The organism is Streptomyces triticagri (assembly GCF_003429565.1).
Taxonomy (GTDB): Bacteria; Actinomycetota; Actinomycetes; order Streptomycetales; family Streptomycetaceae; genus Streptomyces; species Streptomyces triticagri.
Genome location: NZ_QUAK01000192.1, coordinates 1 through 10,694, shown reverse-complemented (window position 1 = coordinate 10,694; position 10,694 = coordinate 1). Strand labels below are relative to the sequence as shown.

At 70.5% G+C, this 10,694-nt stretch carries 8 protein-coding genes and 1 pseudogene; 2 read left to right on the top strand and 7 right to left on the bottom strand.

The window, feature by feature from the left end:
* Nucleotides 1-52: 52 nt before the first annotated feature.
* Together DY218_RS26450 and DY218_RS26445 are read right to left on the bottom strand one after the other, a co-directional pair.
* Nucleotides 53-256: an acyl-CoA carboxylase subunit epsilon gene (locus tag DY218_RS26450; protein ID WP_128558643.1), complete on the bottom strand. Its 204-nt coding sequence runs from the start codon at nucleotides 254-256 to the stop codon at nucleotides 53-55.
* An 89-nt stretch (nucleotides 257-345) separates the two neighbouring features.
* The gene (locus tag DY218_RS26445; protein WP_128558642.1) at nucleotides 346-1,941 is read right to left on the bottom strand and encodes an acyl-CoA carboxylase subunit beta; all 1,596 of its coding nucleotides are present in this window, start codon (nucleotides 1,939-1,941) and stop codon (nucleotides 346-348) included.
* A gap of 422 nt (nucleotides 1,942-2,363) precedes the next feature.
* Between DY218_RS26445 and DY218_RS26440 the strand changes: the two genes are divergently transcribed.
* The gene (locus DY218_RS26440) at nucleotides 2,364-2,981 is read left to right on the top strand and encodes a YceI family protein (RefSeq protein ID WP_128558641.1); all 618 of its coding nucleotides are present in this window, start codon (nucleotides 2,364-2,366) and stop codon (nucleotides 2,979-2,981) included.
* A 138-nt stretch (nucleotides 2,982-3,119) separates the two neighbouring features.
* Here DY218_RS26440 and DY218_RS26435 read toward each other — a convergent pair whose 3' ends face one another.
* The 5 genes from DY218_RS26435 to DY218_RS26415 all read right to left on the bottom strand — a co-directional run bounded on the left by DY218_RS26435 (nucleotide 3,120) and on the right by DY218_RS26415 (nucleotide 10,310).
* Nucleotides 3,120-4,442 carry a hypothetical protein gene (locus DY218_RS26435; RefSeq protein ID WP_128558640.1) on the bottom strand — a complete coding sequence of 441 codons (1,323 nt, stop codon included), beginning with the start codon at nucleotides 4,440-4,442 and terminating at the stop codon, nucleotides 3,120-3,122.
* 65 nt (nucleotides 4,443-4,507) lie between these two features.
* Complete coding sequence (gene cimA / locus DY218_RS26430; protein WP_128558639.1) at nucleotides 4,508-6,151, bottom strand: citramalate synthase; 1,644 nt, start codon at nucleotides 6,149-6,151, stop codon at nucleotides 4,508-4,510.
* Between the two features lie 328 nt (nucleotides 6,152-6,479).
* Nucleotides 6,480-7,730: a TolB-like translocation protein gene (locus DY218_RS26425; protein ID WP_233521914.1), complete on the bottom strand. Its 1,251-nt coding sequence runs from the start codon at nucleotides 7,728-7,730 to the stop codon at nucleotides 6,480-6,482.
* 218 nt (nucleotides 7,731-7,948) lie between these two features.
* On the bottom strand, nucleotides 7,949-9,037 hold the full coding sequence (locus DY218_RS26420; protein ID WP_128558638.1) for a branched-chain amino acid aminotransferase: 1,089 nt from the start codon (nucleotides 9,035-9,037) through the stop codon (nucleotides 7,949-7,951).
* 232 nt (nucleotides 9,038-9,269) lie between these two features.
* Nucleotides 9,270-10,310 carry a 3-isopropylmalate dehydrogenase gene (locus DY218_RS26415; protein WP_128558637.1) on the bottom strand — a complete coding sequence of 347 codons (1,041 nt, stop codon included), beginning with the start codon at nucleotides 10,308-10,310 and terminating at the stop codon, nucleotides 9,270-9,272.
* 157 nt (nucleotides 10,311-10,467) lie between these two features.
* On the opposite strand from DY218_RS26415, the pseudogene DY218_RS26410 reads away from it, so the two are divergent.
* Nucleotides 10,468-10,694, top strand: a pseudogene (locus DY218_RS26410) (phosphoesterase); the annotation flags it as partial.

Sequence of the window (10,694 nt, the reverse complement as noted above, 5' to 3'; positions counted from 1 at the left end):
CCGTCCTGATCAGGACGGGGCCCACGGCCTTTGCATGCGCGCGCTGAGGGCGTCAGCCCTGCCAGCTGTGCGGCGCACGGAACCCGGGGGTCCGCTCCAGCCGCCGCCACCCGGCACGGGAACGGCCGCGACGGTGCGCCGGCTCCTGAGCCGGCTGCGCCGCCCGCGCCATCAGGATCGCCGTGATGGCCGCGAGCTCCTCCGGCTCCGCGTGGCCCTTCTCGACCCGCAGGAATCGTTCCGTGGGAGTGCTCATGGAATCTTCTCTCCGTATCCGTACGTCTGAGGAAAGTCTGGGTCCGGCCCGGGGCACCCGCCATTCGTGGCGCCCCGGGGCCGGGAGGCCTACTGCGGCGGGTTGCCGTGCTTGCGCGAGGGCAGGTCCGCGTGCTTGTTGCGGAGCATCGCGAGCGAGGAGATGAGCACCTCGCGCGTCCCGGCCGGGTCGATCACGTCGTCGACGAGGCCGCGCTCGGCCGCGTAGTACGGGTGCATCAGCTCGGCCTTGTACTCCTTGACCATGCGCGCCCGCATCGCCTCGGGGTCGTCCGCGGCCGCGATCTGGCGGCGGAAGATGACGTTGGCCGCGCCCTCCGCGCCCATCACGGCGATCTCGTTGGTGGGCCAGGCGAAGGTCAGGTCCGCGCCGATGGACTGGGAGTCCATGACGATGTACGCCCCGCCGTAGGCCTTGCGCAGGATCAGCGAGATCCGCGGCACGGTGGCGTTGCAGTACGCGTAGAGCAGCTTGGCGCCGTGCCGGATGATGCCGCCGTGCTCCTGGTCCACACCGGGCAGGAAGCCGGGCACGTCGAGGAGGGTGACGATCGGGATGTTGAACGCGTCGCACATCTGCACGAAGCGGGCGGCCTTCTCGGACGCCTCGATGTCCAGGACACCGGCCAGGGACTGCGGCTGGTTGGCGACGATGCCGACCACCTGGCCGTCGAGCCGGGCGAGCGCACAGACGATGTTGCGGGCCCAGCGCTCGTGGACCTCGAGGAAGTCGCCGTCGTCGACGAGCTCCTCGATCACCTTGTGCATGTCGTACGGGCGGTTGCCGTCCGCGGGCACCAGGTCGAGCAGGACGTCGCTGCGGCGGTCCGCCGGGTCCTCGCCGGCCACGACCGGCGGGTTCTCGCGGTTGTTGGACGGCAGCATCGCGAGCAGGTAGCGGACCTCGGCGAGGCAGGTCTCCTCGTCGTCGTACGCGAAGTGGGCCACGCCCGAGGTCTCGGCGTGCACATCGGCGCCGCCGAGGCCGTTCTGGGTGATCTCCTCGCCGGTGACGGCCTTGACCACGTCCGGTCCGGTGATGAACATCTGCGAGGTGTCGCGGACCATGAACACGAAGTCGGTGAGCGCCGGGCTGTAGGCCGCGCCGCCGGCGCAGGGGCCGAGCATCACGCTGATCTGCGGGATGACCCCGGACGCCCTGGTGTTGCGCTGGAAGATGCCGCCGTACCCGGCGAGCGCGGAGACGCCCTCCTGGATGCGGGCGCCGGCGCCGTCGTTGAGGGAGACCAGCGGCGCACCGGCCGCGATGGCCATGTCCATGATCTTGTGGATCTTGGTGGCGTGGGCCTCGCCGAGCGCCCCGCCGAAGATCCGGAAGTCGTGCGCGTAGACGAAGACCGTACGGCCCTCGACGGTGCCCCAGCCGGTGATCACACCGTCGGTGTAGGGACGCTTGGCCTCCAGGCCGAATCCGGTGGCCCGGTGCCGGCGCAGCTGCTCCACCTCGCGGAACGTCCCCGGATCGAGAAGCAGCTCGATGCGCTCGCGCGCGGTGAGCTTGCCCTTGGCGTGCTGGGCCTCGGTCGCCTTCTCGCTCGGGCCCTGCACGGCCTCGGCACGGATCGCGTGCAGTTCGGCCACCCGGCCGCGGGCGTCGGTGGGCTCGTCCCCCGGAGAGTCAGCGGCATCGTCCAAAACGGTCATGTAGCGACCTTACGAAGCCGACCCCTGAAACCGGACCGTCGACTCCGCACAGTCTCCGGCCCGTTTTCCTGGTACCCCCGGACAGAAGCCCACGTCGATGCAGCTCATGTGACGGCCTCGAGGGCCCTCGCGTTGTAGGAGTCACACAACGAGCACCGGAGGACGGCACTCCGCCGCGCGTATGAATCGCGGTGCGGTCCGCCAGGCGTGATCCTGATCGGAGCGGGCCGAGCGGGGCACTCGGAGGGAGCCGGCCGGGACACCTTACGTGCCGCGGACTCGCGCAGACATCTTCCGCTCCCCTCGCAGTTGGATGTTGAATATTGAACTGAACGGAGCTACGGTAAGCATCGTTGAACATTCAACAGACTCTTCCGCCCGGCCCCGGCTCCCCGCCGGCCCCTCTCCTCAAGGAGCAGACAATGGCTCTCTTCGGCCGCAAGAACGACAGCACCGAGTCCCCCGACAGCACCGCCACCGGCGGTCAGGTCAGCCCCGATCTCGCCGCCCTGACCGGTGACTACACGATCGACCCGGCCCACACGGTCATCGGCTTCACGGCGCGGCACGCGATGGTGACGAACGTGAAGGGCTCGTTCAACGAGCTCGAGGGCACGCTGCACCTCGACGGCAGCGACCCGTCCAACTCGACCGCCTCCATCGATGTGAACCTGAACAGCATCGACACCGGCTCCGCCGACCGCGACGGGCACCTGAAGAGCGGGGACTTCTTCGAGACCGAGAAGTACCCGTCGATGACCTTCCGCTCCACCCGCGCCGAGGCGCTCGGCGGCGACGACTACCGGATCACGGGTGACCTGACGATCAGGGACGTCACCAAGGAGATCTCCATCGACCTGGAGTTCAACGGCTCCGCCACGGACCCGATGGGCAACGAGCGCGTCGGCTTCGAGGGCAGGTCGGAGATCCTGCGCTCGGAGTGGGGCATCACCTGGAACGCCGCGCTCGAGACCGGCGGCGTCCTGGTGTCCGACAAGATCAAGCTGACCTTCGACATCTCGGCGATCAAGAACGCCTGAGGCCGGCATGACCGGCCGGGAGCGGGCCGGACGCGCCTGAGCGCAGTACGCGTCCGGCCCCTGCGGCGTACGGGAGGCCTCGGAACGCTCCGGGTAGCTCCGGAAAAGGACCCGGATGCCTATGGCAGTCCCGTGGCGTCAGAAGCCGCCGAAGTCTCCGCCGCCCCCGCCGAACCCTCCACCGAAGTCTCCGCCGAAATCGCCACCGCCTCCGAAGTCGCCACCGCCACCGAAGTCGCCGCCCGCGTCCCCTCCGTCGTGACCGCCGTACTCCGCGCCGTAGGCCGGGCTCGCCATCATCGAGCCCAGCATGGTGCCCATGAGGAGGCCGGGCAGCAGGGCGCCGCCGAAGTAGCCGCCGGCCCACGGGCCGTACACCGGACCCGCCTCGTAGTACGGACGGTCTCCCTGCGGTGTCGCGACCTGGCGTACGGCCGGGTCCTCGCCGTCGTCGATGCGGGCCTTGTCGGCCGCGCACACCGGGACCTCGCGTGCCGTGCCGAGCTCGGGTGCCCAGCTCACGTCCGCCACGGACGGGCCGTGCCGCGGGTCGAAGAAGCAGGGCGGCCTGCGGGCCGGCAGCTCACGGCCCTCGCGCCGTGCGTCGAGCACGGCGAGCGAGAACCGGCCGTCCTCGAGGGCCTCCGTGACCGGCCGGACGTCGTCCGGCCGCCGGGCGCTGCCCATCGCCGACTTGGCGCTCTCGTACGCGTCCAGGGCGTGCTCGTAGTCCGTGCGCATCTCGTCCGAGGCACCGGGCTCGGAGGGCTTGAAGTCGAGGCGCTCCAACTCCTCGCCGAACGCGGTGATGTCCTCGTCGACCACCACGCGGAGCTTGTCGAGGGCGGCCAGCTCGGCGGCCTCGCGGCGCCTGCGGCTACGGCGGACCAGGGCGTACGCACCCGCGCCGCCGGCCACCACGACGGCGCCGACGGTCACCAGGGCGCCGGTGGAGGATTCGTCGCCCGTGGTGCCCCAGGAGGCGGGGGCGGAGCCGGACGCACTGCCGAGCACGACTCCGGTGAACCGCTGCAGTTGGGCGTTGGTGTCAAGGCCCCGGACATCGGCGACGGCAGCCCGCAGCGGCATGGGCTCGACGACGTCCGACGCCGCACGGGCGTCGAAGTCGTCACCGAGCCGTACGCCGTAGACACCGGACTCCCCGGTCTCGGCGATCAGTTGCGTGAACAGCCGGTCCTTCGGGAAGTCCGCCGGCAGTACCGCCAGGAACACCGGCCGGTCGGCCTTCTTGATCTTCGCGGTGAGGGCCTTCGCCTGGCCCTCCGACAGCTCGCCGGAGGCCTCCGGGGCGACATACACCGGGCTCTTCTTGAGGGATTCGGCCACCTCGGACACCGTCGTCTCCGCCTCGGCCCCGGGCGCCATGGCGAAACCGGCTCCCAGGGCCAGGAGGACGGCGGCGAGCAGTCGCAGCATCCGGGCCGGTGCGGAGGACGTCATGCTTCGACGGTAACTCCGCGCGCCGACAACCGGCCTGGACCGGCATCGGCGCACGGGGGCCCGGACTACTCCGCGGGCTCCACGCCCGCCCGCAGCAGCCCGTAGGTGTACGCGTCCTCGAGTGCCTGCCAGGAGGCCGCGATCACGTTGTCCGCGACGCCGACCGTGGACCACTCGCCGACCCCGTCGCTGGTGGAGATCAGCACCCGGGTGGTGGACGAGGTGCCGTGCTTGCCCTCCAGGATGCGGACCTTGTAGTCGACCAGATCGAGCTTCGCCAGCTCCGGATAGAACCGCTCGAGCCCGACCCGCAGCGCGCGGTCGAGCGCGTTGACCGGGCCGTTGCCCTCCGCGGTCGCGACGATCCGCTCGCCCTTCGCCCAGAGCTTCACGGTGGCCTCGTTGGCGTGCGAGCCGTCGGGCCGGTTCTCGACGATGGCGCGCCAGGTCTCGGTGCGGAAGTAGCGGCGGGGACGGCCCTCGGCCTCCTCGCGCAGCAGCAGTTCGAAGGACGCGTCGGCCGCCTCGTACGAATAGCCGGAGAGTTCGCGCTCCTTGACGCGCTCGACCACGCGGCCGACGAGTTCGCGGTCGCCGCTCAGATCGATGCCCAGCTCCTTGCCCTTGAGCTCCACCGAGGCGCGGCCGGCCATGTCCGAGACCAGCATCCGCATGGTGTTGCCGACCCGCTCGGGGTCGATGTGCTGGTACAGGTCCGGGTCGACCTTGATGGCCGAGGCGTGCAGGCCGGCCTTGTGGGCGAAGGCCGAGACGCCGACGTACGGCTGGTGGGTCGAGGGCGTCAGGTTCACGACCTCGGCGATGGCGTGCGAGACCCGGGTCATCTCGCGGAGACTGCCCTCGGGCAGGACGCTCTTGCCGTACTTGATCTCCAGGGCGGCGACGACCGGGAAGAGGTTGGCGTTGCCGACCCGCTCGCCGTATCCGTTGGCCGTGCACTGGACGTGGGTGGCGCCGGCGTCCACCGCGGCGAGCGTGTTGGCGACCGCGCAGCCGGTGTCGTCCTGGGCGTGGATGCCGAGGCGCGCGCCGGTGTCGGCGAGCACCGTCTGGACGACGGCCTGCACCTGTGCGGGCAGCATGCCGCCGTTGGTGTCGCAGAGGATGACGACGTCGGCGCCGGCCTCGGCGGCGGCCCGTACGACGGACTTGGCGTAGGCCGGATTGGCCCGGTAGCCGTCGAAGAAGTGCTCGCAGTCGACGAAGACCCGCCGGCCCTGCTCGCGCAGGTACGCGACCGTGTCCGCGATCATCGCGAGGTTCTCGTCGAGCGTGGTGCGCAGGGCCAGTTCGACGTGCCGGTCGTGGGACTTGGCCACCAGGGTGACCACCGGGGCGCCGGCGGCGACGAGCGCCTTGACCTGCGGGTCGTCGGCCGCAATGGCGCCCGGGCGGCGGGTGGAGCCGAAGGCCACCAGCGAGGCGTGCTTGAAGTCGATCTCCTGCCGGGCGCGGGCGAAGAACTCGGTGTCGCGGGGGTTGGCGCCGGGCCAGCCGCCCTCGATGAATCCGACGCCGAAGTCGTCCAGGTGCCGGGCGATGGTCAGCTTGTCCGCGACGGTGAGGTTGATGCCCTCGCGCTGGGCGCCGTCGCGCAGCGTGGTGTCGAAGACGTGGAATGAGTCGTCGAGAGAGCCCTGCGCGGGGTTCTCTTCGGTCCCGTCGGTCCCGTCGGTTGCGTCCGTCATGCTGATCTGGCTCCTGTATCGGATCTCGGTCTACCGGAATAACCGGTTCCACCGTCCCCTGAATGATCCCTCGCGCTCCGTCCCCGGCTGACAGTGGGCCGGAAAACAAGAAAACCCCTCGCGGGTGCGAGAGGTTTGCGCGCGGGTCTGAGACGACGGTGTCCGCCCGTACGTGATGTGTACGAGACGGTCACTGCGGACCGGCGCGCCTGTTGCCCATAATCATGGCGAACGTAAGCACGAGGGCAGTCTTCCACATCCCGCACGGAATGTGGGACCGGGTCTCACGATGTGAACCCCGGTCCCACTCCGCCTCGTTGATCCGGCTTCAGTCCAGGTGCCGTACGAAGGCGTCGTACCCGCCGTTGGTGTCCTCGGGCAGGAGCGTCTCGTCACCGGAGACGAAGGCGATGCGCTTGCCGTCGCCGGAGACCCCACCGGCCTCCACGATGCCGTGCGCGGCCCCGCCCGTGGTGTCCGGGGTGACCAGGGTGTCCTCGCCGGTGCTCAGGTCGCGCAGGTAGGCGGGCGACTCGTCGCCCCACTCGCTGCCGTCCTCCTCGATCCTCGACGAGTACGTCAGATAGCGACCGTCCGCGCTGATCGCCGGGTGGAAGGTGAGCTCCTGGTCGGGGCCGCCCTGCGTGCCGTGGATGCGCTCGTTCTTTCCCTCGGCGATGTCGTGCACGAAGACGTTCCCGACACCGTCCGTGTCGTCGGGGACGAGATGGGTGTCCCACGACTCGAAGACGACCTTGCTGCCGTCGCCGCTGATGGACGGCCAGGTGGCGCCCTTCTCCGTCTCCTCGCCGTCCTGCGAGCGGTCGATCATGGTCCGCTTCCCGGAGTCCCGGTCGAGCAGCCAGATGTCGCTGGTGTCTCCGTCCCGTGGTCCGGTGGCGAACGACTGCGCGTAGACGACATAGCGGCCGTCGTCGCTGACGGTGGGCCGATGAGAGTTCCGCTCCCCGTCGCCGCCCTGGTACTGGTGGCTGATCCGCTCGGTGGTGCCCTTGACCCGGTCCCGCAGGAAGACCGCGCTGCCGGACACGTGCGCGTCGTCGATCTCGAAGACGGCGTACCGGCCGTCGGCGCTCAGCGACAGCGAACGGCGGGCGGGCTGTCCGGCGAACTCGTCCGGCAGATCGACGTCGAGGCGCTCGAACGTGCCCGACTTCCGGTCGTACAACTGCACATTCGCCTTGTACGTGGCGTCCTCCTCGCCGGACAGCATCGCGACGTACCGGCCGTCGGCGCTGAGGGACGGGGCGGACAGAGCGCGGCCGTCCTGGCTGATCCGCTCCAGCTCGCCGCTGTCCAGATCGCGTACGAAGACGTCCGAGACGCCGTTGGTGTCCCCCGGCACCAGATCGGTCGCGGTGGTGTCGAAGGCGGCGTACCGGCCGTCCCTGCTGATGACGGTGGACTGCGTCCGCTCGTCGGCCGCGTTCCCGTCGGCGGTGACGCTCACCCCTTCGGTGCGCGCCGCGGCTCCCTCCGCGGCGGCCGCCGTGAACGTACCCGCGGTGAGTGCGGCCACGACGGCCGCGCCCAGGGCGGTGCGTACGGCAATTCGCATGATGGTTCCCCCCGTTGCACTGTGCAGCGTGATCGTTCCCCCGGCCCCGTGCCGGGGGCGTACGGACATCCAAGCGCACGCACCGCGTCGTAGACAATCCGCACAGTTACGTACAACCCCGGACGGGGTTCGAGGGTCCGCGGGACGACGGACGCCGCCGCCGGCCGGCTCCGGCAGGAGCCCGCGCCGACGACGGCGTACGCGCGGATCGCGGGGCGTCAGCCCAGGTTGTGCATCCAGCCGTGCTTGTCGTCGGCGACGCCGCGCTGGATGTCGAGCAGGGTCTCGCGCAGCTTCAGGGTGACCTCGCCGGGCTGCCCGCCGCTCTGCGTCCACTCGCCCGCGTTGCACTTGACCGTGCCCACGGGAGTGATGACGGCGGCGGTGCCGCAGGCGAAGACTTCGGTGAGGGTGCCGTCGGCGGTGTCGGCCTGCCACTGGTCGATGGAGATCCGGCCTTCCGCCGACTCGTAGCCGAGGTCGCGCGCGACGCTCAGGAGCGAGTCGCGGGTGATGCCGGCGAGCAGCGAACCGGTCAGCGACGGGGTGACGATCTTGTCCCCGTACACGAAGTACAGGTTCATGCCGCCGAGTTCCTCGACCCACTTGTGCTCGACCGCGTCCAGGTACGCGACCTGGTCGCAGCCCTTCTCGGCGGCCTCGGCCTGGGCGAGCAGCGAGGCGGCGTAGTTGCCACCGGTCTTGGCGTCGCCCATGCCGCCGGGCACCGCGCGCACCCGGTCCTCGGAGAGCCAGATCGAGACGGGCTTGACGCCACCGGGGAAGTACGCGCCGGCGGGCGAGGCGATGACCACGAACAGGTACTCGTTGGCGGGCCGCACGCCGAGCCCGACCTCGCTGGCGAACATGAACGGCCGCAGGTAGAGCGACTCCTCGCCGCCGTGCGCCGGCACCCACGCCTTGTCCTGCTTGACCAGCGCGTCGCACGCGGCGATGAAGGTCTCCACAGGCAGCTCGGGCATCGCGAGCCGGCGGGCCGAGGCCTGGAACCGCCTGGCGTTGGCGTCCGGCCGGAAGGTGGCGACCGTGCCGTCGGGGCGCCGGTACGCCTTGAGGCCCTCGAAGATCGTCTGCGCGTAGTGCAGCGTCATGTTGGCCGGGTCGATGGACAGCGGCGCGTACGGCACGAGCTCGGCGTCGTGCCAGCCCCGGCCCTCCGTCCAGCGGATGGTCACCATGTGATCGGTGAAGTGGCGGCCGAATCCCGGCTCGGCCAGGATCGCCTCCCGCTCCGAGTCGGACAGCGGCTGCGCGGAGGGCTTGAGCTCGATCGTGGGCGTCGTCATGAGTGGTTGTCCTTCACCGTCTTGTGTGTGACGGACCGCGCTCACGCCTGTCTCCGTTGGTACGTCCGAGCTTCCTCGCATGCCGCGGCCCCGCGTTCGATTATCGCGCGGAGTCGGGCATGGACGAAACAGGGTGGAATGCGGCCCAGGGGTTGATGGTGACACCCGGGGCCGTACAAGGGAAAGCCGCCGGGTGCCTGAGCGACCCGGCGGCTGGGGAGTTGCCGGCGGGTCAGCCGGATACTCGGGCGGTGAGTGCGTCGCCGATTTCGTCGGTGGTACGGGCCGTCCCGTCGCGCTCCGCGAGGTCGGCGGAGACCGCGGCCTCGATGCGCTCGGCCCGGTCGGCGTGACCGAGGTGACGGAGCAGCAGGGCGACCGAGAGGACGGTGGCCGTCGGGTCCGCCTTGCCCTGGCCCGCGATGTCGGGCGCGGAGCCGTGCACCGGCTCGAACATGGACGGGAAGTCGCCCGTCGGGTTCACGTTGCCGGAGGCGGCCAGGCCGATTCCGCCGGTGACGGCGGCGGCGAGGTCGGTCAGGATGTCGCCGAAGAGGTTGTCGGTGACGATCACGTCGAAGCGCTCGGGCTGGGTGACGAAGAAGATCGTCGCGGCGTCGACGTGCAGATAGTCGGTGCTGACCTCGGGGTACTCGGCGGCGACCCGGTCGAAGGTGTTCTTCCAGAGGTGGCCCGCGTACACCAGGACGTTGTTCTTGTGGACCAGGGTGAGCTTCTTGCGGGGCCGGTTGTTCGCCCGCTCGAAGGCGTCGCGGACGACGCGCTCGACGCCGTACGCCGTGTTGACGCTGACCTCGGTGGCGACCTCGGCCGGGGTGCCGGTGCGCAGCGAGCCGCCGTTGCCCGTGTACGGGCCCTCGGTGCCCTCGCGTACGACGACGAAGTCGATGTCCGGGCGGCCGGCGAGCGGTGTCGCCGTGTTCGGGAAGAGCTTGCTCGGCCGGAGGTTGATGAAGTGGTCGAAGGCGAAGCGCAGTTTGAGGAGGAGTCCGCGCTCGAGGACGCCGGAGGGGACCGAGGGGTCGCCGATGGCGCCGAGCAGGATCGCGTCGTGGCCCTTGAGAGCTTCGAGCTCCTGGTCCGGGAGGGTCTCCCCCGTGCGGTGCCAGCGCTGGGCGCCGAGGTCGTACTCCTTGGTCTCCAGCTTCACATCCTGCGGGAGGGCCGCGTTCAGGACCTTCAGGCCCTGGGCCACGACCTCCGGGCCGATGCCGTCACCGGGGATCACTGCGAGATTGAGGCTGCGAGACATGTCGCGCAGCCTACTCGGCGTCCCATGGAATGACATCGCATGTCCAGTATCCGGACATGCGAGGGTGGCCCGTAACCGGTCCCGGCTCACCGGATCGACACGGTCCGTTCATGCCGGGGTGGGGCCCCGGTCGGCGTCCCCTGGGAAGTTCCACGGCATGGACACTCCCGACATCGGCATACCGGAGCAGCTCGCCAGGCGCCTGAGCATGCCGGAACAGCACGAGTACCTGCGCGACCGGCATGCACGCCCGAAGGTCAGCCGGCGCTCGGCCCTGGCCGGCGGCCTGGTGACCGCGGCGGCCGCGGGCGGCGCAGGGCTGCTGATCGGCGGCGCGGACAGCGCGGGCGCGGCGGGTCCCGGCGCCGCACCGGCCGCAGCAGG

Bases quoted from the DNA above. Each gene is read 5' to 3' on its own strand.
- DY218_RS26445 (WP_128558642.1), bottom strand. From the start codon at position 1,941: ATGACCGTTTTGGACGATGCCGCTGACTCTCCGGGGGACGAGCCCACC.
- DY218_RS26435 (WP_128558640.1), bottom strand. From the start codon at position 4,442: ATGACGTCCTCCGCACCGGCCCGGATGCTGCGACTGCTCGCCGCCGTC.
- DY218_RS26420 (WP_128558638.1), bottom strand. From the start codon at position 9,037: ATGACGACGCCCACGATCGAGCTCAAGCCCTCCGCGCAGCCGCTGTCC.
- DY218_RS26415 (WP_128558637.1), bottom strand. From the start codon at position 10,310: ATGTCTCGCAGCCTCAATCTCGCAGTGATCCCCGGTGACGGCATCGGC.
- DY218_RS26425 (WP_233521914.1), bottom strand. From the start codon at position 7,730: ATGCGAATTGCCGTACGCACCGCCCTGGGCGCGGCCGTCGTGGCCGCA.
- DY218_RS26440 (WP_128558641.1), top strand. From the start codon at position 2,364: ATGGCTCTCTTCGGCCGCAAGAACGACAGCACCGAGTCCCCCGACAGC.
- DY218_RS26450 (WP_128558643.1), bottom strand. From the start codon at position 256: ATGAGCACTCCCACGGAACGATTCCTGCGGGTCGAGAAGGGCCACGCG.
- cimA (WP_128558639.1), bottom strand. From the start codon at position 6,151: ATGACGGACGCAACCGACGGGACCGACGGGACCGAAGAGAACCCCGCG.